21 protein-coding genes are annotated in these 24,658 nt (G+C 64.9%); 9 read left to right on the forward strand and 12 right to left on the reverse strand.

Annotated elements, in window-relative coordinates; genetic code table 11:
- Positions 1-830 precede the first annotated feature (830 nt).
- The 5 genes from trxA to FM101_RS02340 all read right to left on the reverse strand — a co-directional run bounded on the left by trxA (position 831) and on the right by FM101_RS02340 (position 6,241).
- Positions 831-1,154 (reverse strand): thioredoxin, encoded by a 324-nt coding sequence (gene trxA, locus FM101_RS02320; protein ID WP_086994891.1) that lies wholly within the window; start codon positions 1,152-1,154, stop codon positions 831-833.
- A gap of 27 nt (positions 1,155-1,181) precedes the next feature.
- Positions 1,182-2,162, reverse strand: a complete 981-nt coding sequence (gene trxB / locus FM101_RS02325; protein WP_086994894.1) for a thioredoxin-disulfide reductase — start codon at positions 2,160-2,162, stop codon at positions 1,182-1,184.
- Between the two features lie 113 nt (positions 2,163-2,275).
- A complete protein-coding gene (locus FM101_RS02330; RefSeq protein WP_086994897.1) occupies positions 2,276-3,922 on the reverse strand; it encodes a discoidin domain-containing protein in 1,647 nt (548 codons plus the stop codon).
- A 98-nt stretch (positions 3,923-4,020) separates the two neighbouring features.
- Complete coding sequence (murJ, locus tag FM101_RS02335) at positions 4,021-5,724, reverse strand: murein biosynthesis integral membrane protein MurJ (protein WP_086994900.1); 1,704 nt, start codon at positions 5,722-5,724, stop codon at positions 4,021-4,023.
- Positions 5,714-6,241 (reverse strand): NUDIX hydrolase, encoded by a 528-nt coding sequence (locus tag FM101_RS02340; protein WP_086994979.1) that lies wholly within the window; start codon positions 6,239-6,241, stop codon positions 5,714-5,716. Before FM101_RS02340 ends, murJ begins: the two co-directional genes overlap by 11 nt.
- A gap of 97 nt (positions 6,242-6,338) precedes the next feature.
- On the opposite strand from FM101_RS02340, the gene FM101_RS02345 reads away from it, so the two are divergent.
- The 4 genes from FM101_RS02345 to FM101_RS02355 all read left to right on the forward strand — a co-directional run bounded on the left by FM101_RS02345 (position 6,339) and on the right by FM101_RS02355 (position 10,969).
- Positions 6,339-7,802, forward strand: a complete 1,464-nt coding sequence (locus FM101_RS02345) for a CCA tRNA nucleotidyltransferase (RefSeq protein WP_086994903.1) — start codon at positions 6,339-6,341, stop codon at positions 7,800-7,802.
- On the forward strand, positions 7,795-8,385 hold the full coding sequence (locus FM101_RS02350; protein WP_086994906.1) for a histidine phosphatase family protein: 591 nt from the start codon (positions 7,795-7,797) through the stop codon (positions 8,383-8,385). The genes FM101_RS02345 and FM101_RS02350 overlap by 8 nt, the downstream gene beginning before the upstream one ends.
- A gap of 366 nt (positions 8,386-8,751) precedes the next feature.
- Entirely contained in the window at positions 8,752-8,904 is a 153-nt protein-coding gene (locus FM101_RS15685; protein ID WP_158225978.1) for a hypothetical protein, read from the forward strand.
- Positions 8,905-9,307: 403 nt separating this feature from the next.
- Positions 9,308-10,969: a formate--tetrahydrofolate ligase gene (locus tag FM101_RS02355; RefSeq protein ID WP_428844133.1), complete on the forward strand. Its 1,662-nt coding sequence runs from the start codon at positions 9,308-9,310 to the stop codon at positions 10,967-10,969.
- A 66-nt stretch (positions 10,970-11,035) separates the two neighbouring features.
- On the opposite strand, the gene FM101_RS02360 is transcribed toward FM101_RS02355, so the two are convergent.
- From FM101_RS02360 to FM101_RS02390, 7 genes are all read right to left on the reverse strand, one after another.
- The gene (locus FM101_RS02360; RefSeq protein WP_086994909.1) at positions 11,036-12,121 is read right to left on the reverse strand and encodes an inositol-3-phosphate synthase; all 1,086 of its coding nucleotides are present in this window, start codon (positions 12,119-12,121) and stop codon (positions 11,036-11,038) included.
- Positions 12,122-12,260: 139 nt separating this feature from the next.
- Positions 12,261-13,466, reverse strand: a complete 1,206-nt coding sequence (locus tag FM101_RS02365) for a DUF6716 putative glycosyltransferase (protein ID WP_086994912.1) — start codon at positions 13,464-13,466, stop codon at positions 12,261-12,263.
- Complete coding sequence (locus tag FM101_RS02370) at positions 13,463-14,533, reverse strand: hypothetical protein (RefSeq protein ID WP_245806602.1); 1,071 nt, start codon at positions 14,531-14,533, stop codon at positions 13,463-13,465. Before FM101_RS02370 ends, FM101_RS02365 begins: the two co-directional genes overlap by 4 nt.
- Positions 14,517-15,926, reverse strand: coding sequence for a polysialyltransferase family glycosyltransferase (locus FM101_RS02375; RefSeq protein ID WP_086994914.1), 1,410 nt, complete (start codon positions 15,924-15,926; stop codon positions 14,517-14,519). The genes FM101_RS02370 and FM101_RS02375 overlap by 17 nt, the downstream gene beginning before the upstream one ends.
- On the reverse strand, positions 15,923-16,948 hold the full coding sequence (locus FM101_RS02380) for a glycosyltransferase family 2 protein (RefSeq protein ID WP_086994917.1): 1,026 nt from the start codon (positions 16,946-16,948) through the stop codon (positions 15,923-15,925). Before FM101_RS02380 ends, FM101_RS02375 begins: the two co-directional genes overlap by 4 nt.
- Before the next feature lie 15 nt (positions 16,949-16,963).
- Entirely contained in the window at positions 16,964-17,860 is an 897-nt protein-coding gene (locus FM101_RS02385) for an N-acetylneuraminate synthase family protein (RefSeq protein WP_086994920.1), read from the reverse strand.
- 26 nt (positions 17,861-17,886) lie between these two features.
- Entirely contained in the window at positions 17,887-19,098 is a 1,212-nt protein-coding gene (locus tag FM101_RS02390; RefSeq protein WP_086994923.1) for an acylneuraminate cytidylyltransferase, read from the reverse strand.
- Between the two features lie 118 nt (positions 19,099-19,216).
- Between FM101_RS02390 and FM101_RS02395 the strand changes: the two genes are divergently transcribed.
- The 5 genes from FM101_RS02395 (at position 19,217) to FM101_RS02415 (ending at position 24,620) form a co-directional block, all read left to right on the forward strand.
- Positions 19,217-20,746, forward strand: coding sequence for a glycosyltransferase family 87 protein (locus tag FM101_RS02395; RefSeq protein ID WP_086994926.1), 1,530 nt, complete (start codon positions 19,217-19,219; stop codon positions 20,744-20,746).
- A 9-nt stretch (positions 20,747-20,755) separates the two neighbouring features.
- On the forward strand, positions 20,756-22,057 hold the full coding sequence (locus FM101_RS02400; protein ID WP_342744343.1) for a sensor histidine kinase: 1,302 nt from the start codon (positions 20,756-20,758) through the stop codon (positions 22,055-22,057).
- On the forward strand, positions 22,050-22,685 hold the full coding sequence (locus FM101_RS02405) for a response regulator (protein ID WP_086994991.1): 636 nt from the start codon (positions 22,050-22,052) through the stop codon (positions 22,683-22,685). Before FM101_RS02400 ends, FM101_RS02405 begins: the two co-directional genes overlap by 8 nt.
- 127 nt (positions 22,686-22,812) lie before the next feature.
- Positions 22,813-23,766 carry an ABC transporter ATP-binding protein gene (locus FM101_RS02410; protein WP_086994929.1) on the forward strand — a complete coding sequence of 318 codons (954 nt, stop codon included), beginning with the start codon at positions 22,813-22,815 and terminating at the stop codon, positions 23,764-23,766.
- On the forward strand, positions 23,763-24,620 hold the full coding sequence (locus tag FM101_RS02415; protein WP_086994932.1) for an ABC transporter permease: 858 nt from the start codon (positions 23,763-23,765) through the stop codon (positions 24,618-24,620). The genes FM101_RS02410 and FM101_RS02415 overlap by 4 nt, the downstream gene beginning before the upstream one ends.
- Positions 24,621-24,658 lie beyond the last annotated feature (38 nt).

The raw sequence follows: 24,658 nt of genomic DNA on the forward strand, positions 1-24,658 counted from the left end.
TCAGAAACGCTACCAACTACGTGGACTCGCGCTACCGTCAAGCGCTACTCGCCAACAGGACTTGTACTTAAGGTACGGCGTCGTGCGAGTACTCTTCGAGCGGTTCGATGGCTTGATTTAGTTCGGTTCTTCCCTGAGTCAGCGCTATGGACGCATCAGTCCGATAGATATCCCCAGAAAATGAGGAATGTGCATATCCTGTGGATAAGTCAAAGATGAGTGTTCCACGTGAAACACCGGGAGTGGTACACCTGGCCACCATCCAGATTTGTCCACCGAGCGCGGCACATGATTTCGCGGACGTCCTCGTTCTGGGAAGTTGCAGGAAGAACCAGGTCGCGAGAACATCACTCAAGAAAGACGTCTTCGGGACTCCATGAGTCGAGGCTCGTTCCCCCTGGATTAAGCAACTAATATCAGCTGGTGAACAGGGTCATTCGTCATTCGGGAAATCGTTGCAACCGAAAGGTGATGCATCTGCGCAAGTTACCAGCGAGTTGTATGGATTCAGGATGGGCTCACCGAGGGCGAAGAGTCCCGAGTTCAGGGCTCTGGAAAGCAGAGGTCTGCTGGAAGCAGCCGCGCCTGGTCCCCGGGTTACAAACGGCAAGGAAGGACGAGTTTCCGTGTGCACACTTCGATCTATCCGAAGGTGGTCTCTGAAGCCGTCGCGTCGTCGCTCCGAGGCACCAACTTCCGGCAGCGTCGCGGCGAATTCCAAGCGACAAGAATGGCGATGGAGGCATCACGTGAAAACGGGGCCGTTCCCATGTCGCATGGAAACGGCCCCGTGACGGAGCTGCTGAACCGCAGTTCGCCGGAATCACTCTCTAGAGGAAGGCGGCAAATTCCTGCTCGAGTGCCTGCTTGGGCTTGGCGCCGATTGAGCTAGCCACGTGCTCGCCCTTGTCGAAGACGTAAACCGCCGGAATGCTGGTGATGCCGTATTTTGCGGCGATGCCCGGATTATCGTCGACGTTGACCTTAACCACGTCGACCTTCTCGGCGTGCTCAGCAGCGATTTGATCGAGGATCGGGGAGAGCTGACGGCAGGGGCCGCACCATTCGGCCCAGAAATCCACGATGACGGGCTTCGGTGCATCCAACACGTCTGCCTGGAAGGAACTGTCGGTGACATCTTTTGCTTGGCTCATGGTTGGTCGTCCTTTCTAAAGGGGGTACTAGTTGGAAACTGCTACGGTCTGCTCCGCCGAGGCAGGCAGAGCAGAGAGATAGTGTTCGACGTCCAAAGCTGCAACACAGCCGGAGCCGGCAGCGGTCACTGCCTGACGGTAGGTCGGGTCGATGACGTCACCGGCCGCAAAGACGCCAGGGAGCTGGGTCTTGGACGTTCGACCTTCGACGGCGATGGTTCCGTCGGTAGTCAGGGCCAATTGATCCTTGACCAGTTCGGTCCGCGGGTCGTTGCCGATGGCAACGAATACGCCCGTCACCGAAAGTTCGGTCTCGGTGTTATCGAGAAGATTGCGAAGCTTCAGGCCGGTGACCTTCTCCGAGCCCAATACATCGTCAACAGCGGAGTTCCAGAGGAATTCGATTTTGGGGTGGGCCAAGGCGCGGTCGGCCATGATCCTGGAGGCACGTAGCTCTTCCCTGCGGTGGATGACGGTCACCTTGGACGCGAACTTCGTGAGGAAGAGCGCCTCTTCCATGGCAGAATCGCCACCACCCACCACGGCGATTTCCTGATCGCGGAAGAAGAAACCGTCGCATGTGGCACACCATGAAACACCGTGTCCCGACAGCCGCTTTTCGTTGGGTAGACCCAATTCACGGTACGCGGAGCCCGTGGAGATGATGACCGTGTGGGCCCGGTAGACGTCGCCACTGGCGAGGGTGACCGTTTTGATATCCCCTTCAAGTTCGACGTTGGACACGTCTTCATACTGGATCTCCGCGCCAAACCGCTCGGCTTGAGCCTGCATGTTGTCCATGAGATCCGGTCCGAGGATTCCCTCACGGAATCCCGGGAAGTTCTCGACGTCGGTGGTGTTCATCAGTTCGCCACCTGCGGTGACGGAGCCAGCGACGACCAACGGAGCCAGATTGGCGCGGGCCGTATAGACGGCTGCCGTATAGCCAGCCGGTCCTGAACCGATGATGATGACGTCGCGAACGGCATCGGGTGTATCTGTTGCCACGCGGTGTGTCCTTCCCTCTCAGACCGTGCGTTGTCGCAGCTGCGATGCACGGGTATTGATGATCTCTTGCCCTACACAACGAAGCGGTGCCGGGCTCTATTCCCTCAGTGGTCCTAGGACACCTTGATCTCGGCGACCTGCAGTCCATACGGGCGTGAACTATTGGATGTGCTGGCCAGACGGGGAAGCTCGGTGATGTTGAAGAACACGTATTTGCCCTTGACCGGCTGATCGTCATCCCCGGAGACCGGAACGGTCACGGTGGGACCAGTAAAGGATCCTGACGTTACTTCCTTGGCCGAACCAAGGTCTTCGGAATCACCGACGCTGATCTGGAACGCACCGCCGGTTCCGTTGAGTCCGGATAATTCGACTTCGGAGATGGTGGCTTCTTCCTTCAGCTCCACGACCAAGGCCATGTTGGAGGCAAAACCGCCGAATTGCGGGGTCGTGAAGGAATAGGAACTGTATAAGCTGCCCTGGTTACCATCGATGGCCTTGGGCAAGGTGGAATCCGTCTCGGCGTTCAGGGCCTGGTTACCGGGAACGACTCGTGAAATTCCGGTGACCTCGGGCTCTACTGCCGTCTTCGGTGAGGGAGCCTTTGACTCGCCCTTCTTGGAGGAAGCTCCCGGTGCGGACGGTGCCTGGCTGGTTTCCGCAGCCGTCTTGGGTGCATCGTTCTTGCCTAGGGTGTTGAACGCGAAGACGACGGCGATGACCAATACGACGACCAATAGGGCCCCCACCAGCAGGCGGCTGAAGCCACTTCCTGCTGGCTTATCCTCCGGCTCCTCGTCGTCGAGCTCTTCCTCGGGAGCGGAGAAGTGGCGGGCGCCGGCAGGGAAGATGGCTGCAGGACGCTCGTAGTGGTCCTCCGCAACCGGTTGGCTGCCGCGCTCGGCAGTTCCCGCGGCTGCTGCAGCGGCACCGGCGGCGAGCTGGCCGTCGCCCCGGTCCGCTGCGTGGGAGTCGGCATCCGAAGCATCCTCGTCGTCGGCGCCCCACAGGGAAACTTTCTCCGTTTCACCCGTGGCGTCATCGTCCACTTCAGCGAGTGATTCCGCAGGCTCCTTGGGAGTCGTGGGGGGAGTCTGCGGGCGCGGTGGAACGTTGGCTGCGGCCGCAGTTGGTGGAGTGGATTCCGTGGGCTCGTCGGCCTCGGTCGAGGCGTCAGCAGCGGGGGTTGGCGATTCGTCGGCTGCCGCGTCGATTTCGGCGGCCTCGGCGTCCGCTTCGGGTGATCCCGAAGCCTTCTTGCCACGTCCTAGACGGCTGGTGAAGCCGGTGAGTTTCTTGGCGACCCGGCCTCCGACATTACGTTCCTCATTGGCCTGAAGTTCTTCCCAGTATTCTTCCTCATCGTCATAGACCTCCGGTTCCGCGCTGCGGGTGACACCGAAGATCTCCGAGCCCAGGGTGTCGGTATAGAAGGGTTCGATGAAGGGAGCGTCGCGTTGGATGACCAGATCGAGCAGATCGGCAGGACTGGCGGTGTTGGTGATGAGGTAGGTACTGCCATCCGAGATGCCGAGGTCCAGGACCTGCATGGCCCCATAGCGTTCACCGGTGGCGATCTCGCGGGCACTCGTCGCCACCTGGCTCGCGTTTTCCGGTGAGGCCACGAGGATGCTCACCGAGCGATTCAGCACCTGATCCATCCCAGCCAGGACAGCGTCGCCGTCGGCGGAGGTCAAAACCAGTTCGGTGACCTTATACCGGCCCCCAAGAACGGCTCCGACATCGATGGGCTGCGACACTATTGACTCCCGGGATTGATGGTGTGTAGCTGGGCATGCTGTTGCCATGCTTCGACCATGTTACCGGTGTCCCTACCCAGCGGGCGGGACATTGTGTCCTAGCGGCGCAACCTTCTGCCGAGGTCCGGCACCCGTTTGGCCGCACGGCCGATGAAATCTTCAAGTTCTGGCACGTTGGCTGCCTTGAGCAACAGCAGGTAGACCACGGCCATCACGCTACCGACGACGACGATGCTGATGAGCGCCGTAAAGATCGATTCCCAGGCAAATCCGTTGGAATACCCGCCCATGAACCAGAGCACGAGGGCCCCGGCGGCCCCCGAAATGGCCGAGTACCAGCCGATCCGGATATAGGTGTTAAGGACTTTCCTCGTGCCGTAGTCGCCGTAGCGGCGGACGACGAGGAAGTGGGCGATGACGGCCGAGAGGATGTTCGTGACCCCGTAGAGCAGTGCGATGCCCAGGGCGATCTTGGTCGCCGGCAGGACCGCTGCCAGGGCGTAGGCGATGACCACGCCGATCACGGCGATGGAAGATTGGATGATCATCGGCGTCTTGGTGTCCTCCTCGGCAAAGAAGACCCGAATGAGGAAGAAATGGATGCTCTTGAAGGGCAGGCCCAAGGCCGTCAGAAGCAGGAGCTGTCCGATCGCTGCCCCGGCAATGGCTGAATTGGCACCGGCACCGCTGAAGAGCCGTCCCAGGGGACCGGCGAGGACGATGAAGGCGATCGTGGCGAACACGACGGGCACCGCCGTCGTGCGCAATCCGAGCGAGAGGGTGGGAGCGACCTTCTCACGTTTATTATCGGCGAAGGCGCGCGAGAGCTCGTTGAAGAGGACGGTGGCCAAGGACAGGGCGAAGATCGAGTGCGGCAGGACGGTGACCAGCTGCATCGCGTTCAGTGCTTGTTCGCCCGGGACGGCTGCGGCCTGTTCCGGTGGCAGAGAGCTCCGGGCGTTTGCCGCGCTGGAAACCAGCCGGGCATAGATCAACGAAGCGACATTGCCCATGGTCATCGAACCGAGTGTCCAGGCCGCCAGCTTGCCGACGTGACGTAATCCCATGCCACGCCAGTTGAATTTGGGACGGATCCGCAGACCTGAACGCGCCAACGGAATAAAGAGCACCAGCGCCTGGATGGCGATGCCCAGGGTCGAACCGCCGGCGATCCAGAGGGTCTGCATCGACGTCCAGTTCGCCAACTGGTCAGGATCGCCGTCGTACTTGCCGAAGGACATCATGAACCCGATGATGACCAGGATCTGCACGACGTTATTGGCGACCGGCGCCCACATGTATGCGCCAAATCGTCCGTGGGCATTCAACGCCTGACCGACGACGGCGTAGACGCCGTAGAAGAAGATCTGCGGGAGACACCAGTAGGCGAAAGCGGTGCCCAGGGTGAGCATCGGTGCCGACCAGTCCTTGGTCAGGATGGTGATGATGGGACCTGCGCCCAGGGTCAACAACACCGTGAAGACGCCCATCACCACCATGGTCAGGGTGATGAGCTTGCTGGTGTAGTCAGAGCCCTTATCCGCGGCCCGGGAGGCCTTGATCAGCTGCGGAACCAGCACGACATTGAAGATGCCGCCGGCCAACAGCATGAAGATGATGTTGGGGATGACATTGGCTTTTTCAAAGATGTCAGCCACCATGGCGTTGGAGCCGATGGCCACGGCCAGCAGGGCCGTGCGGACGAAGCCCAGGACCCGGGACACAATCGTCCCGGAGGCCATGAGGTGATAAGCCTTGGCGTTCGAACCAGCTTTCCGGTCCGTGGTGGTCTCAGTTGCCATGCTGCGTCAGGAGGTCGCGGGCTAACTCCGCGATGCGGCGCTCGTTGGGGAAGGAGAGCTTCCTGCCCAGATCGGCGATCGGGATCCAGGCAACGTCCACTGCCTCGTGATCCGGATCGTTGTCGATGGTTAGTTCTCCACCGGTGGCCTCGAGCAAAAAATGATGGACCGTCTTATGCACGCGGTAGTTCGTCACGGTAAACCAGTAATCGATGCTGCCCAGCGGGGCGAGAATCCTCCCGGCGATGCCGGTTTCCTCGTCGACCTCCCGCACGGCTGCTTCTTCATTGGTTTCCTCGCCTTCGGGGTGGCCCTTGGGCAGGCACCATTCCAGCCGACCGCCCCGGTTATAGCGGGCAATGATCGCCACCGGGAGTCCGGGCAACGCCGTATCGACGATGACCCCACCGGAGGAGATTTCCTCGACGGTGGGCAGGGAGTGCTGGCCCGGCTGCGCAGACGCCATGGAGGCGTTCAGCGGTGTGCGCTTCGGAGCGCGGGGTACTGGATGGGCCATGGAAACCACTCTATCCATCTTTGCTGTGCACTTCTGCCTGCCCCGCGTATGACGCGCGTCAGGTGGCAACGGAAAAATCTGACAAGCTTAACGGACTATGCAGCAGCTACCCGCACCATCCGCCCTCAGGACGCTCCTTCCCGCCGTCGTCTTCGAACTGGCCGACCGTTTCACCTCGGCCGGCCACGCACTGTCCCTGGTGGGGGGCCCCGTGAGGGACCTGTTCCTGGGGCGTGTTTCCCCGGACCTTGACTTCACCACCGACGCGGATCCGGACCAGACGTTGACAGCGGTCTCCGGTTGGGCGGATGCGACCTGGGAGGTCGGCAGGGCCTTCGGAACGATCGCACTGCGGCGCGGGGAGCACACCATCGAGGTCACGACCTATCGAGCGGACGCCTATGACCCGGCCTCCCGTAAACCGATCGTGGCCTTTGGCACTTCCTTGCAGGAAGACCTGTACCGCCGCGACTTCACCATGAACTCGATGGCACTTCGCCTGCCCGAGCTTGAACTGGTGGACCCCTACGGAGGATTCGAAGACCTGGAACAGGGCCTGATCCGTACCCCCGGAACCCCTGCCTCCTCCTTTTCCGACGACCCGTTGCGCATGATGCGTGCCGCGAGGTTCGCCGCCCAGTTGGGCGTCCGCGTGGACCCCGAGGTCGAGGAGGCGATGACCGATATGGCCGCGCGAATCGACATCATCTCCGCCGAACGGGTCCGCGACGAACTCATCAAGCTGATGACCGGGCGCCATCCCCGGGAAGGGGTCGACCTGCTGGTGCGCACCGGATTGGCCGACCACGTGCTGCCCGAGGTCTCGGCACTCCGCCTGGAAGTCGACGAGCACCATCGGCATAAGGACGTCTACCAACACTCCCTACAGGTCCTGGATCAGGCAGCCTCCTTGGAAACCGGACCCGAGGGGGAGGTGCCCGGCCCCGACTTCGTGCTGCGCTTCGCGGCGCTGCTGCACGATATCGGCAAGCCGGCGACCCGGCGTTTCGAACCCAACGGGGCGGTCAGCTTCCGTCATCACGATGCCGTCGGCGCCAAGCTGGCCAAGAAGCGGATGCGGGCGCTGCGCTTCGATAATGACACCATCAAGGCCGTCGCCCGCCTGGTGGAACTGCATATGCGTTTCTACGGCTACGGCGATGCCGGGTGGACGGATTCGGCGGTACGGCGCTACGTCACCGATGCCGGGGCAGTGCTGCCACGGCTGCTGCGGCTCACCCGTTCGGATGTGACTACCCGCAACCGGCGCAAGGCCGATTACCTGGCCTTTGCCTGCGACGACCTGGAACGTCGGATCGACGAGTTGGCCGAGCAGGAACAAATGGACGCCATCCGTCCCGACCTCGACGGTGGACGGATCATGGAACTGCTGGGGATCGGGCCCGGACCGGAGGTCGGTCGAGCCTATAAATTCCTGTTGGAGCTCAGGCTGGACCACGGCCCATTGGGGCCCGACGCTGCATCGAAGGCGCTGGTCGCCTGGTGGTCGGGGCAGGGGTCCGATCGTGAAACTGACGAAAAGAGGATGAACGATGACTGAATTGCCCCGCTTATGGCTGGTCCGCCACGGTGAGACCGAATGGTCCCGTAGTGGCCAGTACACCGGGCTGACCGATTTGCCGCTCACGGCCCATGGTGAGGAACAGGCGCGCATCGCCGGACGGAAGCTGGCAGCCATCCAGAAGGCCGGCACGTCCTTCGACCTCGTGATGACCAGCCCGTCGCAGCGTGCTGCCCATACCGCCGACCTGGCAGGGTTCCCCCACGCGGAAACCGTCCAGGACGCGCATGAATGGGATTACGGCGAGTACGAAGGCATCCGTTCGGCCGAGGTGCGCGAAAGAAACCCCAGTTACCTGATTTGGGATGATGGGGTCCCCGGTGGGGAGACCATCGAGCAGGTGGGGGTCCGCGCGGAACGGATCGTGCAGCGGGTCCGTACCGAGCTGGCCGATGGCGGCAACGCAGTGCTCTTCTCCCACGGGCACTTCTCCCGCATCCTTGCGGCGACGTGGTTGCGCCTCGGCGTCGGCCAGGGACGCCACTTCCTCTTGGGCACGGCCGAAGTCTGCCGCCTCGGCTGGGATAAGAAGACCCCGGCCGTCGAAGCCTGGGGGCTGTAGAAGGACGACGACGAATCCGGCGTGTCGCCTTCGACGCGCCGGATTCTGGCAGGAAATCAGCAGAAAGTTTCGGCCCGGGCTGGCGCTCGAGGCCGATCTTAAGTTACGTTGATACCGGTGATTGAGAGATCTCAATGAGATGTCTTGGCCCGTGGACCTATTAACCGCCGACGCGTTCGGCCCGTTCACCGAAGGAGGTGGGAATCGTGATGATCATCCAAAATACGACGGCAGTGGCTACCACTGCGCACGTTGACGGAATCCGTGATCGTGCCTTGTTCCCCACCTTCGGAACGGCGAACCGCTAGATACCAGCGCCGCTGTTCCAGACCTCCCCATCCCGAGGTTCCGAACGAAAGAACAGCGATGTCCGCGCAATCCAGCACCACCCGCCCCTCCGGCCTCCGTTCCGCCGAACTCTTCGTCACCGGCCCCGACGTTCTGCGCGCCAGGCCCCTGATGAACGAGCCGGCTGCCCGTCAGGTATGCCTCCCCGATATGTCCCGGGGAGGTGAATAACATGCAGAAGAAACGCAGCAAGCCCAACGGCCCGCAGTGGTTGAACACCTTGTACAACCCGGGGCCCAAGAACCGCTACGAATCCCAGCTCCCCCCGGAAATCCTCTTCCGTCTCCGCTAAGTCGGTACGCCGCCGGTTCATCCGGCCAGATCAGCGACCGACCCCAGGAGGAAGAGCATGAACGAGATATCAGGTCCCACCGCAAAGCCCGCCGGCTTCACCGGCGGGCTTTGCCGCTTAAATCGCGCCTCCCGATCCCGGGACGAGGCCACCGATCGCTGGTAGCTTGGGGTTCATCGGCGCGACAAGGTGGTCCGCCGCATGACAGGACGGCCATTGGCCGGGAAGGTCCGTGAGCAGATGAGCAGTACCACCGAGCAACCCGACGGTGCCCCGGAAGCCATGAACGATCTGACCATCTCCCAACGGGCGACGTTGAAACCGATCGAGGAGATCGCCGCAGCTGCCGGAATCCCGGCGCAGGCGCTGGTGAACTACGGAAGATACAAGGCCAAGATCAATCGGGCCGAGCTGCCCGCGGCCACCTCGGAGCCGGGGCGGGTGGTCCTGGTCAGCGGGATGTCCCCCACACCGGCCGGAGAAGGGAAGTCCACGGTCACCGTCGGTCTCGGTGACGCCCTGGCAGCTACCGGAACGCGCACGATGATCGCCTTACGTGAGCCGTCCCTGGGGCCGATCTTCGGGATGAAGGGAGGGGCCGCCGGCGGCGGGTACTCGCAGGTGCTGCCGATGGAAGACATCAACATGCACTTCACCGGCGACTTCCATGCGATCACCAGTGCGAACAACCTGCTGATGGCCCTCGTGGACAACCACATCCAGCAGGGCAACGAGTTGGGGATCGATCCCCGGCGGATGACCTTCAAACGCGTGATGGACGTCAACGACCGGTCCCTGCGCAGCATCGTCATCGGTCTCGGCGGGCCCACGGAAGGGATGCCCCGCCAGGATGGTTTCGATATCACCGTCGCCTCCGAGGTGATGGCGGTCTTCTGTCTGGCCACCGACCTGGACGATCTGCGCGAGCGGCTCGGAAAGATGACGGTGGGGTACACCTTCGATCGTCGTCCCGTCTGCGTGGCGGACCTCGACGTCCAAGGGGCTCTGACGTTGCTGCTCAAGGACGCCATCAATCCCAACCTGGTGCAGACCATCGCCGGGACCCCGGCACTGGTCCATGGTGGCCCCTTCGCAAATATCGCTCACGGCTGCAATTCGGCGATCGCCACCAATACGGCACGCCGGTTGGCGGACATTGTGGTCACCGAGGCCGGGTTCGGCGCCGATCTGGGGGCCGAAAAGTTCATGGACATCAAGGCGCGCTACGCGGATTGCCCGCCCTCCGCCGTCGTTCTGGTGGCCACGGTCAGGGCGCTGAAAATGCATGGGGGAGTCCCGAAGGACGGATTGGGTCCGGAAAATGTGGAGGCAGTGCGGGGAGGTTTGCCGAACCTGGCCCGGCATGTGCGCAATATTGGACGGTTCGGGCTGGCGCCTGTGGTGGCGATCAACCAGTTCGCCACGGATACGCAGGCGGAACTCGACGCTGTTCTTCAATGGTGTGCCGCCGAAGGGGTTCAGGCGGCCGTGGCCGACGTCTGGGGTCAGGGTGGCGAGGGTGCCGGTGAGTTGGCCGCCAAGGTGCTGGCCGCAGTGGAGGGGCCCTCGGATTTCCACCACCTCTACGATGTGGAGCTATCGGTGGAGGAGAAAATCCGGACCATCGTGCGGGACATCTACGGTGGTGCCGACGTCGAGTTCTCAGCCTCTGCGCGCCGACAGCTCGCCGGGATCGTGGAAAACGGGTGGGATACTCTTCCGGTCTGCATGGCCAAGACCCAGTACTCGTTCTCCGATGACCCCAAGCTCCTCGGGGCCCCCGAGGGGTTCACCCTCCAGGTTCGCGATCTCATCCCCAAAACCGGGGCGGGGTTCATCGTCGCGCTGACCGGGGCGGTGATGACCATGCCGGGCCTGCCCAAAGTCCCGGCGGCCATGCGCATGGATGTGGATGAGAGCGGGAATGCCGTAGGACTCTTCTGAGAACGACGACGGCGGCCGGCTTCCCTGTTCGGGGGCCGACCGCCGTCGCATCAGCGGGTGTGGAGGTTAGCGTTCGATATCGCCGCGGATGAACGCTTCGACGCTCTCGTGGGCTGCCTCGTCATTGAACTGCTCCGGCGGAGACTTCATGAAGTACGAGGAGGCCGAGAGCAGCGGTCCGCCGATGCCGCGATCCAACGCGATCTTGGCGGCGCGGATGGCATCGATGATCACGCCCGCGGAGTTCGGTGAATCCCAGACCTCCAGCTTGTACTCCAGTGAGACGGGGGCATCACCGAAGTTGCGGCCCTCCAGGCGCACGTACGCCCACTTGCGGTCATCGAGCCAGGCCACGTAGTCGGAGGGGCCGATGTGTACGTCGTCGGCGCCGAGCTGTGCGGAGGTGTTGGAGGTGACGGCCTGGGTCTTGGAGACCTTCTTGGATTCGAGGCGCTCACGTTCGAGCATGTTCTTGAAGTCCATGTTGCCACCGACGTTGAGCTGGTAGGTCCGGTCCAGCGTCACCCCGCGGTCCTCGAAGAGCTTGGCCATGACGCGGTGGGTGATGGTCGCGCCAATCTGGGATTTGATGTCATCCCCGACGATCGGCAGTCCGGCGGCGGTGAACTTATCGGCCCACTCCTTGGTCCCGGCGATGAAGACGGGCAGGGCATTGACGAAGGCGACGCCGGCGTCGATGGCGCACTGGGCGTAGAACTTTGCCGCCTTTTCGGAGCCGACGGGCAGGTAGCAGACCAGCACGTCGACGGAGGCGTCCTTCAACGCGGCGACGATGTCGACCGGTTCGGCGTCGGACTCTTCGATGGTCTCGCGGTAGTACTTGCCCAGACCGTCCAAAGTGTGGCCGCGCTGGACGGTAACACCGGTGGTGGGCACGTCGGCGATCTTGATGGTGTTGTTCTCGCTGGCGGTGGTGGCCGCGGCGAGATCCAGGCCGACCTTCTTCGCGTCGACGTCGAAAGCGGCGACGATGGAGACGTCCTGGACATGGTATTTGCCGAATTCGACGTGCATCAGGCCGGGAATCTTCGTCTCCGGGTCCGCATCCTTATAGTATTCAACGCCCTGGATGAGCGATGTGGCGCAGTTTCCCACGCCAATGATTGCGACCCGAATGGGGTTTCCCGACACAGTGACTCCTACAGCAGAACGATTCTTGGGCGGCCGAAGGCCATAACGATTCTAAGTGACGCAGCGGCCAGGTTATTCCCCACCGGTTTTCAGCGGGTCGCCCGGGGCTCATCGCCAGGGCGGATGTGGTACGCAACCGTCACTGGCGCAGGGCACGAATCAGTTGCAGGGCGGGCCCCGGGAGGGAGGTGCGCAGCCGGTGATGCAGGGCCATCCGGCGCGCCCCGGCCAGTGCTTCGGGACAGGTAGCCAACGTGCCGGCCCGGGCGCGCCGAGCCAGGCGCTCCAGAGCCTCCGCGGCCACCGTATCGGGGTGGTGGAAATAGTGCTCGGCCAGCCAGGCGGCGTCGGGCCGCAAGACCGTCAATTCTTCGACATCCTGCAGCGACCCGATCAGCCCGCTGCCCTCGAACACCAGATTGTAGAGGTCACGGTCCAGGCCGAAGTCGGTCAGGACGACGGCGGGAAGCCCCCGGTCGATGGCCTCCAACACCGCGGTGGAAGAAACCGTCACGAGCAGGGTCCCCGGTCGCAACACGGAGGCCATCGTCCCGGTCGCGAAACGCACTTCATCTCCTGCCACGGCCCCGCCGGCGCTCAGCTCGGCCCAGAGCCTGTCATAGGGGTGGCGTTCATGATGGGTTTGCGGTTCGCCGTCCCTGGCCCGCAGTTTCACGATGACCTCCACCCCGGGGTTCGCCCGCTGGGTGCGGGCCAGCGCCCGCAGGACCTGTTCCCGTTCGTGCCGGTGGATCGGGAACTTGGCCTGGGCGGCGAAGACCACCGAATGCACCGGCGTCGTATCCTTGGCCGGCTCCCCGGTGGACACCAGGAAGGGCAGCCGGGTGGCCAGAACCGACTGGTCACTCCCCAGCCGGGCCAAGAGGCCGCCGAAATCCCTGGCCTCGGCCCGGCCATGCGTGAGGAAGAGATCACCCAGGGAACGAAAACCCATGGCCTTCGCCGTGGCCGGGTAGGCGACTCCTGGCAGGGCGGAGACCAGGGCCGTGCTTCTGCCGGTTCCCCGCTGGCGGGACGCCGCGCGACGGAAGACTTCCTGGACCACGGGGCCCGTGGCGGCACCCAGCACCACGTCGGCGGAGTCGAGCAGGGGGCCGAGGCGGTGGAGGGGGACGACGGCCGTGGGATCGGCGTCCTGCAGGAAGGTCCCGGTCACCGCGCCGACCCGTTGTTCGGCGGTGGGCAGGAGGGGGGTACGGGCCAAAACCACGGTGCGGTCCCAGCCGGGGCCGAGCCCGTCAAGGGTCGCGCAGGCGAATTTGAAGTACGAGTCGCTGTCGGCGACGGCGAGAATGCGCGGTGGGGCGTCCGGGGGGATCTTCACGCGGTGGGGTCCTCCAATGACGTTCCCAGGTGGGTGCGCAGTGCCGGGGAGGCTGCCTCGGTCCACCAGCGCTCGGGGACCGGATGACCGGTGATCCTCACCCGGTGGGGGCGCAGCAGCAAACGTAACGAGGGCAGCACGGTGGAGGGTAGGGCACTGACCTTTTGGCCTCGGCGAAGACCCCGCAGGCGCATCTCCACGGGAAGGGTGTTCGGGTGCACGGTGATCAGCGGGTGGCGAGCCAGTTCGGCCAAGAACCCCGGTTCCTCGCGGCGATGCGGGAAATAGCCGACCGGTCCGTCGTCGGTCTGTTTCAGAACCCAGGATAAATAGGGTGCTTCACCAATCAGACCGTCGGCGGCCAGCGCCGAGCCGATGACGATCGTCGGTTCATGGAACTGCTCGGTCACCGGCTGGGTCCCCAACCATTCGAACCGGTGGTGCTCCAGATGCCCGCCGAGATCCCTGAACGCCCGTTCGACCTCCCGACCGATGGGCAGTGCGGTGCAGGCCAGCAGGCGTCCCTGACGGGCCAGGGAACGCAACCGGTACCAGCTGGCCACACCCAGGGCGTTGCGTGAGGTGCTGTGGGGGGCGCGGGACCGCACGAGAGGGGTCGGACGGTCCCCGGTGAGCAGTTGCAAGAGTTTTACCGTCGCCAACCCGTCATCAATGATCACGAACTCGTCGGCGCGCACCGGCCCGATGAGGCGACGTTGCATTCTGCCGGAGAACGCGTCGCCCGTGACCCAGCGGTCCGCGGGACGGTCGGGGGTCGAGGGTTCCCGGGCGTTGGCCTCGTCGAAGGTCACACCGGCGGGGGCCTGGGCCATCAGTGTGCGCACCGTGGTGTCCATTGCCGCGGTTCCTCCCCGCGAGTGGATCGTTGAGTGGCGGCCCAGAAGCCCCGCCCCGTGGGCTTCGATGGCGCTGAGCAGCTGCAGCGGGGATTCCACCCAGACGTCGGCCCGTCCGAAGCGGGGCCGTTGGACCTGAGGCACCAGCTCCACCCTGCGGGTCCGGCCCGCCCTTCCGGAATTGCCCGGTAGGTCAACTGCGGGGGACACGTCTGGCCACCTTCACCAGCCGGCGTGGCATCCGACGCATGCCACGGTTCAACCGGCGACGCACCGAGGCCGGCAGACGCCGTCCCCACCGTGAGGCCAGCCCCGTGGCAGGCCTGCCCGGGGGGAGGGCCCCGGGAAGGTCCAGGCGGGTGAGCCGACGACGCTTGAAATACTTGGCAAAGCGCGGGTAGTGGCCGGCCAGGAATCCTCGGGCGCCCGCTTCCTCTGCGGCCAGGCGTTGCGGCTGCATGCAGTAGCCGACGGCGGTGACCAGCTGTGTCAGAGCCCCCTCGGAGCCAAGGGGGTCCTCGCCAGGTAGTGGCAGGCCCCGACGGAAGAGGGCGTCGATGAGGGTGACGGGGATCCGGTTGGAGTTTTCGTAGGGACTCAGCCGTTCGAGCATCATTTCGGTGCCCACCGCCGCGCATTCGGTGCCGAAGAGGGCACGGATGCTCAGCAGTGCCGTGGAGAAGCAGCTGATGACGACGTCGGGGCGCAGCAGGGCGACCGCCGTTTCGGCCAGCATCGGCTCCCCGAGTTGGGTGAACTGCAGTCCCAGGGCGGCGGCGTCGCGCTCGAGTTGGCGTCCGGAGGCCGGGCCGGCTGAGGGGTGGGGTTTGAAGATCACCGTGGTGGCCCCACGGCGTTCGGCTTCGTGCAGCATTTCGCGATGCAGAATCCGTTCCTCCTCGTCGTCCATGAGCCCCAGGTGGGCGAGGTACTGGCCGAGGACCACCGCTGTTTTGGGTGCTCCGATCTCCGTCGCCGGCCGGGCCTGGGCGGGCAGTGGCAGCACCAGCTCGGCGGAGTGGGCGAGATCGTTGATGATCTCAGCCAACGGCTGCGGCGGTACCGGGCTGAGCTGCGGGGAGAATTCGCGCAAGAGCAGCGGCTTCAGACCGGGAACCAGATCGAGGTAGACCAACCCGTCGAGACGTTGATGGATCGACGCTGGAAGCAGGTTGCGGGTGGGACCGTAGGACATCAGCCCGTCCGAATGGACCAGGAACGGTGAGTCGTGGAAAATCCGCAGGATCGCCCGGCTCGGATTGGTTTGGATCGAATCGACAACCAGCTGCAGCTCCTCGTCACCGAGCCCGAAGCACTGCCGGAGGAGACGCTGCCACAGATACAGCTCCTCCTCGCGCGGATTGAATTGGGCGGGCCGGCGCGGCAACAGCAGTTCACCGAAATCCAGCACCCGGTCAAACCGCGCGGCGAGGTCCCCGAATCCGGGGGTGTCGGCGATGCTGCCGGTCAGTTCGGGCTGCTGGGAACCGTCAACGAGCAGCAGCACGCGTTCCCCCTCGGGTTTCGGCAGCGCTCCAGCATCGACCATGGCCGCCAGGGAGGCCACCTGGAACAGTGTTGAAGCGGTGAGCAGTTGGATCATCTGGTTCCTCCGGGGACCAGGTCTCGGTCCCGTCCCGTGGGGTTTTCGGGGTGTGTGGTGGTGGGGTACAAGGGCAGCAGGAGGCGCCGTCGTCGGGCATCGAGTCCTGCGAAGGCCGCCGCGAGGAAGGCCTCGGGTGCTGCCGCCAACGTGGTGGTGATCGCCGCCTGAAGCTCCGCTGTCACCGTCGCGGTCATCCCCGCGCTGCGGGAGAGGTGGTGGCAGGAAACCGCCATGAATTGGCGGATCACTTTCGGCCAGTACGTCGAGGCTTCGCGGTCGGCGGCCACGATTGCGAAGGCGAGGGCGAAGGCCCGCGCGAAATCGAGTTGCCGACGATCCTGGATCTGCGTCAGGGAGGTGGTCACGCCGCGCCGATAGAGCACTCCGGGGGCCTCCACGACGGCAAAGGACTCGGCCTGCAAATGCAATCTCCAGATCCAGGGGCGGTCCTCGGCGGTGAACAACCCATCGGGGAACTGCAGGAGGCCGGCGTCGGCCAACCGACGATGGAATATTCCTGCCCATGCATACGGGTAATCGATCAGGGTGGTTTCGGTCTGCGGGAGGATCGAGGCCCGCGGGTCCAGGACCGTATTCCTCCGGGCCTGTGGGGCCCGGTGGATCGATCGACGCCCTGCGGTGACCCTGACATGGTCCACCCGCAAAAAGTCCACATCCAGCCGGTCCCTCGCTTCCCAACAGGCCTGTAGATGCCCGGGAGCCAACCAGTCGTCGCCGTCCAAGAAGGCCAGTGTGGTGCCGGTGGCGGCTTCGAGGCCCTGGTTCCGGGCGGTGGCCAGGCCCCTGGCCTCCTCGTTGCGGAGGATCCTCAGGCCAGGGAGCCGGCCGGCGAAGGCCTCGACCAGCTCCCCGGTGCCGTCCCGGGAGCCGTCGTCGACGAAGATGACTTCCAGTGCGCGCGGATCCTCGAACTGGTGCGTCAGGCTCGTCATCGTGTCGCGGATGAAGGGTGCCTGATCCTTCGCCGGAACGACGATGCTGAGCAAGGGGGTGTTCATCTCGACGGGCCGGGACTATGCGTCGACGCGGCGCAGGCGGGACAGCGGGGCGAGCTCGCCGGGGAAGACCTTCTTCACGCCGTCGCCCATGGCTTCCTGCAGGATGCGGATGTCACGGATGAGCGATTCGAAGCCCTTCGGTTCCAAGGAGGACGCCTGGTCGGAACCCCACATGGTGCGGTCCAGGGTGATATGCCGTTCCACGGTCACGGCGCCGAGGGCGACAGCGGCCAAGGAGATCTGGAGGCCGCGCTCGTGTCCCGAATAGCCCACCGGGACGCCGTAGCGTTCCTGCAGCGTCGGGATCATGCGCAGGTTCGCTTCCTCAGGGGGCAGGGGGTACGTGGAGGTGGCGTGCATCAGGACCAGGTTCTCGGTGCCCAGCGTCTCCACTGCCGTGTCGATCTGTTCGATCGTGGACATACCCGTGGACAGGATGATCGGCTTGCCGGTCTCGCGCAGGGCACGCAGCAACTCCAGGTCGGTCACCGCGGCGGAGGCCACCTTATGGGTTGCTGCGCCTTGCTCCTCCATGAATTCGACCGAGGGGACATCCCACGGGGAGGCGAAGGCCTCCAGACCCTGGCTGCGGGCGTAGGAGATGATGTCGCGGTACTGCGCGGCACCGAATTCGACCTTGTACCGGTAGTCCAAATAGGTCATCTCGCCCCAGGGGGTCGAGCGGATCTTATCGCGCATATCCTGCGGGGTGGAGATCTCGGGGGTCCGCTTCTGGAACTTCACGGCGTTGGCGCCGGCAGCTGCGGAGATGTCGATGAGCTGCTTGGCAACGTCGACATCACCGTTGTGGTTGATCCCGATTTCGCCGATGACGTAGACCGGCTGGCCGGTGCCGATCTTCTCGGTGCCGATGCTCACGGGGGCGTCCTGCTTAATCGCTTCGGTGGTCATGGTGTTTCCCTTTCGTTGGAGGTGTTTCAGGGGGTTGAGACCAACAGCCGTGCGGCCGTTGGACGGTTGGGGGTTTCGAGGATGCGTTCGCAGACCTCACGGACGGCTCCACTGCCGCCGGGCTTCTGGAGCACGATGCGGGCAGCGGCCAGGGCTTCGGGGCGGGCGTCGGCGACCGCGATCGGCCATCCGACGGAGTCCATGGCCGCCACATCGTTCACGTCGTTTCCGACGTAGGCCACTCGGGCCGGATCCAGGCCGTGTTCAGCGATCCAGGCGTCGAGCCGGCTGGCCTTGTCCTGCACACCGTGGGCGACGTCGACGCCGAGCTTGGCGGCCCGGGTGGCGACCACGGTGTTGGTTTCGGTGGAGAGGATCAGCATCGGCACTCCCGCCCGGCGCAGCCGGGCGACGCCCATCCCATCGGAGCGGGAAACGGTGACGGATTCGGAACCGTCGGAGGCCAGCAGGGCCGCATCGTTGGTGTGGACGCCATCGAAGTCGGTGACCAGGGCGTCGACGTCAATGCCCGGCAGTGGCGGGCCAGACGGCCGGCCGGCGCGGCGGGCCGCCAGCGCGCACACCAGCTCCAGGTCCTCGGGCGAATCGACTTCGGGGGCGTCGGAGGCCGGGACCACCTGGAACTTCAACCTGCCGAAGAACCGGTGGTTGGCTCGGCGGAATCCCGCGGTGCGCATGGCGTAGAAGGCACCGGTTTCACGGTATTGGGGGGCCCGGTCTTGGCGTCGTGGGCGGTACCCGGCATCGTGGCCCACGGCATGAACGGTCCCCTGATTCGCCGACCAGATGAATGAATGGTCCTCGGTGACGCTGAAGCAGACATCCGCCTCGTTCTGAAGCACGGCCCTGACGGCGGCCTCCACATGGGCCGGGTTGATGAAGGGGGAGGTGCATTGCAAGAGGACGACGACGGCGGGAAGGGACTCGAGGGTGTCCAGGGCGTGGCCGAGAGCCGATTCGCTGCTGGCCCCGTCGGAGGCCAACGCCGCCGGACGGTCGATGACCCGGGCACCCTGGGCGTGGGCCTCATTGCGGATCTGCGAATGGTCGGTGCTGACCACGACATCGGTGACCGACGGGGCGGCCAGGGCGGCGTCGATGCCGCGGGCCAACAGCGACTTGCCGCCCACCGGACGGAGGTTCTTCAACGGGAGGCCCTTCGATCCGCCACGGGCCGGGATGACGACCAGGACGGTTTCACTCTGTGGCTTCTGCATGTCTTCGACGCTAGGGAGCCGAGGTGTCGTCAGACCGACCAGTGGGTTAACGCAAAGTGTGGTGTGCAATACATCCGGGGGCGATCCTCGGTGCGGTCGCGCCGGATAGGCTGATTCCATGAGCGAGAAGCCCAGGCCCCCGGCCCGCCACGGAACGGACCGGGGATCCTCCACATCTCGGGGGTCCCGCCGTGGGCCGCTGCGAATCACCGTACCCAGCCGCAATGATCCGTTGCTGCGCCGGCTGACCGAGGTCATTGGCGGCCCCTTGGGACGATTCAGCTCCCCGGGGCGGGTGTCTCCGGGATTCTTCACCATCGAACGGGTCCTCGTGGCCCTGACGATCGTCGCCGCCATCGTGGCCATCCTCGCCAAAAACATGTGCCGCACCCTCGGGTGGGGCGGCTCCAACGCCTATATTTGGGCCTGCTATTCGGATTGGTCGGCCCTCTTTACCGCCCGCGGCTTCGACACCAACGCCTTCGCCCCCTTCGCCGACGGCGCCCACTTCGAATACCCGGTGCTCATGTCGGCGGTCGCCTCTTTCGCGGCACTACTGGTGGTACCCGGGGATTATGACCGGACGCTGGCCTTCTTCGACGTGAACCTGCTGATGGTGGTGGTGCTCTGGTTCATCATCGTCATTGCCACGTCCCGAGCCGCGGGGCGACGGCCCTGGGATGCTGCCATGGTCGCCCTGGCCCCCGGAATGATCCTGGCCTCCACCATCAACTGGGATCTGTGGGCGGTCGCGTTCCTGGCCCTCGCCTTGCTGGCCTTCGCCCGGGAGAAACCGCTGCTGGCCGGAATTCTCATTGGTTTGGGCGCCTCCATGAAGGTCTACCCGATCCTCTTTTTGGGCGTCGTGCTGGTGTTGGCCCTGCGCACCGGGCGATGGCGCCCCCTGCTGATCGTCAGCGCCGGTACCGCGGGTTCCTGGCTGCTGGTGAACCTGCCGTTCATGATCGCCAACTTCGGGGCCTGGAGCTACTTCCTGGAATTCACGCGTGATCGCGGGGCGGGTTTGTCCTCCCTCTGGCATGCCTGGAACGTCACGGCCACCGTGCTTCCCGGTGCCCCCACCTTCACCTCGGAGGTCATCAACTCGGCAGCCTTCTGGCTCTTTGCCGCCAGTTGTGCAGGCATCGCGGTACTGGGGCTGCTGGCGTCCCGGCGGCCACGGGTGGCCTCACTGCTCTTCCTGGTGGTCGCTGCCTTCGTGCTCTTCAATAAGGTCTACTCGCCCCAATTCGTGGTCTGGCTCATCCCGCTGGCTGCCTTGGCCTGGCCGCGCTGGCGCGATTTCCTGATCTGGCAGCTCGTTGAGGCCCTGCACTTCTGGGCGATCTGGATGTATCTGTATACGGGCAGTACCAGCGTCAAGGAGCAAAACACCTTCCCCGAGGCGTTCTACGTCCTGGCGGTAGCCGCCCATATGCTGGCCACCGCGTACCTGATGTATCGGGTCGCGCGCAGCATCTGGGATCCGCAGACCGATCCGGTGCGACGGGTCGGCCAGGACGACCCGCAGGCAGGACCCTATGCGGGGGCAGAACGTGATCCGCTGCCGGCCTTCCGGTGGATCGGCAGGCCGCGGCGGAAGCGGGTCCACCAAACGGTTGAACCACCTGCCGCTCAATCGCCCTAGGCTGGGAACGTGAACGCACCGAATCAGCAGGCCAACCCACCGGGCTCCGAGGCCACCGCGCTGCCGGCGACCCCCGGTGGTGTCGTCCTGCGCGTGCTGAGGGTGTCCTTGCATGTGGGCTTCGCCTTGCTGCTCGGCGTGGGCGTCATCAGGGTCCTGGTCACCGATACCAGCGCCTCCACGCGCCTGGCTTCGATTCTGCTGGCTGGGGTCCTGGCCGCGATCTACCTCTGGGGCACCACCTGGGAAAACCGGTTCGCCCGCGGCCTGACCTCGGACCCCAACCGGTTTTCACGGAGCTGGCTGCTCATCGTCGTCGTCCTCTGGTTGGCGCTGATGGCCCTGCACCCGGATTTCAGCTGGCTCGCTTTCCCGCTGTTCTTCCTGCAGATGCACCTGCTGCGCACCCGCACCGCACTTTTCGCCATTATCGGGCTGACCCTGGTCGTCATCGGCGCCCAATGGGCGCACGCCGGGTCGGTCACCGTCGCCGGCATCCTCGGGCCGGTCTTCGGGGCAACGTTCTCCGTGGTCATGGGATTCGCCTACCAGGCCCTCTACACCGAGGGCGTCAACCAGCGCCGGGCCCTGGATGAACTGCGCCGCACCCGGGCAGCGTTGGCCGGTGAACAGCACCGGGCCGGCGTCCTGGCCGAACGCGAGCGACTCGCCCGCGATATCCACGACACCCTCGCCCAGGGGTTCTCCAGCATTGTGTTGGTCTCCCGGTCGGCCCGCGCCGCCCTGGACGCCGGGGATACGGAACTGGCAGGCCACCGCCTCGAAACGGTGGCCACGACGGCCTCCGATAACCTGGGTGAGGCCCGCGACTTCGTCCGTGGACTGTCCGCAGGAACCGCCGAAGCTGCCGCCGGGGCACTCGCCGGACGCTTCGCCCGGCTCTGCGCCTCCACCGAACGCACCGCACAGGCCTCCGGGGATGAGCTGGAATGCCGGTTCCGGGAGGATGGCGAGGCACAGGCCCTCAGCCCCGACGTCGCCGGCGCCCTGCTGCGGGCCGCCCAATCCTGTCTGGCCAACGTCCTGGCCCACGCCCGCGCCTCGCGGGCCATCCTCAGTCTGGGCTACCTGGCCGGGGAGGTCACCTTGGATGTGTACGACGACGGGGTCGGCTTTGATCCCGACACGCTGCCCGCCGCGCCGAGGAACGATGGGACGGGATTCGGGCTCAGCGGACTCAAGGCGCGGATCGGTGCCCTCAACGGAACCGTGGAGGTCGAATCGGCGCCCGGGGAGGGCACCGTGGTGGCCGTAAGGATCCCCTGCGCAACGGAGGATGGACATGGATGAACTAAATCTGCTGCTGGTGGACGACCACCCGGTCGTCCGGGCCGGGCTCAAGGCAGTCCTGACCGAACAGGCAGGACTACACGTCGTGGCAGAGGCCGCCGACGGTGCGGCGGCGATCGCCCAATTGAACCGGTTGGAAACCCTCGGCGAACACGTGGACGTGGTGCTGATGGACCTGCAGATGGACGGAATGGACGGTGTCGAGGCCACCGGCAGGATCCGCACGGCCGGCGGACCGCCCGTCCTCATCCTCACGACCTATGACTCAGATTCCGATATCCGGACCGCCCTCGACGCCGGGGCCGCCGGCTACCTGCTCAAGGATGCCCCGCTGGAACGGCTGACCGCTGCTGTCAGGGATGCGGCCCGCGGGCGTCGGGTCCTCTCCGAAGACGTGGCCGCCAGAATGGACCCCGCGGCCCGCAACGCGGCCACCGATTTGAGCCCGCGCGAACTCGAACTGCTCGGCCTGCTCTCCCGAGGGCTGGTCAACCGACAGATCGCCAAGGAATTGTTCATCTCCGAATCGACGGTCAAGACCCACCTCATCCACATTTACGCCAAACTCGGGGTGGATACGCGCACCGCCGCCATCGACCAGGCCCGCACGCTACGGCTCATCAGGTGAAACCTTGAGCGGCCGGTCCGGGGAACTGACGGGAGACGGGGCATCCTCCTGAAGTCGTACACCGCCACGGCCGAAGATCATCCGTAGGGGCGGCGACGGCACCGGCGCGGGTGCGTAGCGTGGAAGCATGATCCAGGCAACTTCTCTCGCCAAGAACTATGGCTCGAAACGCGCGGTGGACGACGTGTCCTTCACCGTCCAGCCCGGTAAGGTCACGGGCTTCCTCGGCCCCAACGGCGCCGGCAAATCCACGACGATGCGCATGATCGTGGGCCTCGACCGCCCCTCGGGCGGCGACGTCACCGTCAACGGCAAACGCTATGCGGAGCACGCCGCCCCGCTGCGTGAAGTCGGGGCGCTGCTCGAGGCCAAGGCGGTGCATAAATCGCGCTCCGCCCGCAACCACCTGCGCACCCTGGCCGCCACCCACGGGATCGGCAACCGCCGGGTCGACGAGGTCATCGAACTCACCGGGCTGGCGCCCGTGGCCCGCAAACGCGTCGGCGGGTTCTCCCTGGGGATGGGCCAACGCCTCGGCATCGCCGCCGCCCTGCTGGGGGACCCCCACACCCTGATCCTTGACGAGCCGGTGAACGGGCTGGACCCCGAAGGCGTCCTCTGGGTCAGGAACATGGCCAAAGGCCTGGCCGCCGAGGGCCGCACCGTCTTCCTCTCCTCACATTTGATGAGCGAAATGGCGCAGACCGCAGACCACCTGATCGTCATCGGACGCGGCAAATTATTGGCCGACGCCCCCATGGCCGACGTCCTTTCCGGGGCCGGCGGGGCCCGCACCAGGGTGCGCACCGACACCCCCGACGAACTGGTCAGATCGCTGGCAGCACCGGAAGTCACGGTCACCACCACGGGCCCCGATGCCCTCGAAATCCAGGGCATCACCCCCCGCGACATCGCCCGCAGGGCGCTGGATACCAACGTGCTGGTCTATGAACTCACCCCGCTGCAGGCCTCCCTGGAGGACGTCTACATGGATATGACCCGCGACGACGTCGAATACCATTCGGGTCCCGTCACCGGGGCCGAGCCAGAACGTGAAACCGGAAGGCGGGCCAGCAAATGAGCACCGAAACCCACCAGGCACCCGCGGCCCAGCAGTCCAGGGCCACCGAGGGCAAGGGAACTTCCTTCGGCAGGGCCGTCCGCTCGGAGACCATCAAATTCACCTCGGTGCCCTCCTCCCTCATCCTGCTGCTGACCACCCTGGTCATCATGATCGGCATCGCCGCAGTGGCAGCCTGGGGCATCGGCTCCTCGCAGGAGGCCCTCAGCAGTGATCCCGAGGCCGCGGCGGCCATGGGAGATATGGAAGCGCTCGGCAACTCGATTGCCTCCTCGGGCATCATGTTCTCCCAGCTCATCGTCGGCTCCATCGGCGTGCTGGTCATGAGTTCGGAATTCACCACCGGCATGGCCCGGGCCACCTTCGCCGCCATCCCGAAACGGTTCCCTGTCGTCCTGGCCAAGACCCTGCTGGTCGCGGTGGTGTCCCTCGTGGTCACCGTGGTCTCGACATTGCTGGCGGCTCTGGTGATCATGCCGATCCTGTCCAACTATTCGCTGGAACAGGACCTTTCCAGTGAGACGTTCCAGCGCTACCTCTGGATCGGCGCCGCCTATGTGGCCGTCATTGCCCTGCTCGGCATGTCGCTGGGTGGTCTGCTGCGCAACTCGGCAGGGGCGATCGTCACGCTCGTCGGCATCGTCTTCGTCCTGCCGAATGTTCTGGCCCTGATTACCAACGACTTCATCCAGGACGCCAGCCGTTTCCTGCCGGATGCCGCCTTCGGCAACCTCATCGGCGCCACGCCCGCCGAGGGCGCCCTGGAGCAGTGGCAGTCAGGGGTGGTCCTGGGGCTGTGGGCGCTGGTTCCGGTGGTCGTCACCCTGCTGGTCATTCGGCGTCGCGACGTCTAGACCGACACCGCCGCCCGGGGTTTCCCCGGCCGGCGCCA

The sequence above is a fragment of the Arthrobacter rhombi genome (assembly GCF_900163545.1).
GTDB lineage: Bacteria > Actinomycetota > Actinomycetes > Actinomycetales > Micrococcaceae > Arthrobacter_H > Arthrobacter_H rhombi_A.

Excerpts from the sequence above, each read along its gene's own strand:
- trxA (WP_086994891.1), bottom strand. The coding sequence starts at position 1,154 with ATGAGCCAAGCAAAAGATGTCACCGACAGTTCCTTCCAGGCAGACGTG.
- murJ (WP_086994900.1), bottom strand. The coding sequence starts at position 5,724 with ATGGCAACTGAGACCACCACGGACCGGAAAGCTGGTTCGAACGCCAAG.
- FM101_RS02340 (WP_086994979.1), bottom strand. The coding sequence starts at position 6,241 with ATGGCCCATCCAGTACCCCGCGCTCCGAAGCGCACACCGCTGAACGCC.
- FM101_RS02345 (WP_086994903.1), top strand. The coding sequence starts at position 6,339 with ATGCAGCAGCTACCCGCACCATCCGCCCTCAGGACGCTCCTTCCCGCC.
- FM101_RS02350 (WP_086994906.1), top strand. The coding sequence starts at position 7,795 with ATGACTGAATTGCCCCGCTTATGGCTGGTCCGCCACGGTGAGACCGAA.
- FM101_RS15685 (WP_158225978.1), top strand. The coding sequence starts at position 8,752 with ATGTCCGCGCAATCCAGCACCACCCGCCCCTCCGGCCTCCGTTCCGCC.
- FM101_RS02355 (WP_428844133.1), top strand. The coding sequence starts at position 9,308 with ATGAACGATCTGACCATCTCCCAACGGGCGACGTTGAAACCGATCGAG.
- FM101_RS02375 (WP_086994914.1), bottom strand. The coding sequence starts at position 15,926 with ATGATCCAACTGCTCACCGCTTCAACACTGTTCCAGGTGGCCTCCCTG.
- FM101_RS02380 (WP_086994917.1), bottom strand. The coding sequence starts at position 16,948 with ATGAACACCCCCTTGCTCAGCATCGTCGTTCCGGCGAAGGATCAGGCA.
- FM101_RS02385 (WP_086994920.1), bottom strand. The coding sequence starts at position 17,860 with ATGACCACCGAAGCGATTAAGCAGGACGCCCCCGTGAGCATCGGCACC.
- FM101_RS02390 (WP_086994923.1), bottom strand. The coding sequence starts at position 19,098 with ATGCAGAAGCCACAGAGTGAAACCGTCCTGGTCGTCATCCCGGCCCGT.
- FM101_RS02395 (WP_086994926.1), top strand. The coding sequence starts at position 19,217 with ATGAGCGAGAAGCCCAGGCCCCCGGCCCGCCACGGAACGGACCGGGGA.
- FM101_RS02405 (WP_086994991.1), top strand. The coding sequence starts at position 22,050 with ATGGATGAACTAAATCTGCTGCTGGTGGACGACCACCCGGTCGTCCGG.
- FM101_RS02410 (WP_086994929.1), top strand. The coding sequence starts at position 22,813 with ATGATCCAGGCAACTTCTCTCGCCAAGAACTATGGCTCGAAACGCGCG.
- FM101_RS02415 (WP_086994932.1), top strand. The coding sequence starts at position 23,763 with ATGAGCACCGAAACCCACCAGGCACCCGCGGCCCAGCAGTCCAGGGCC.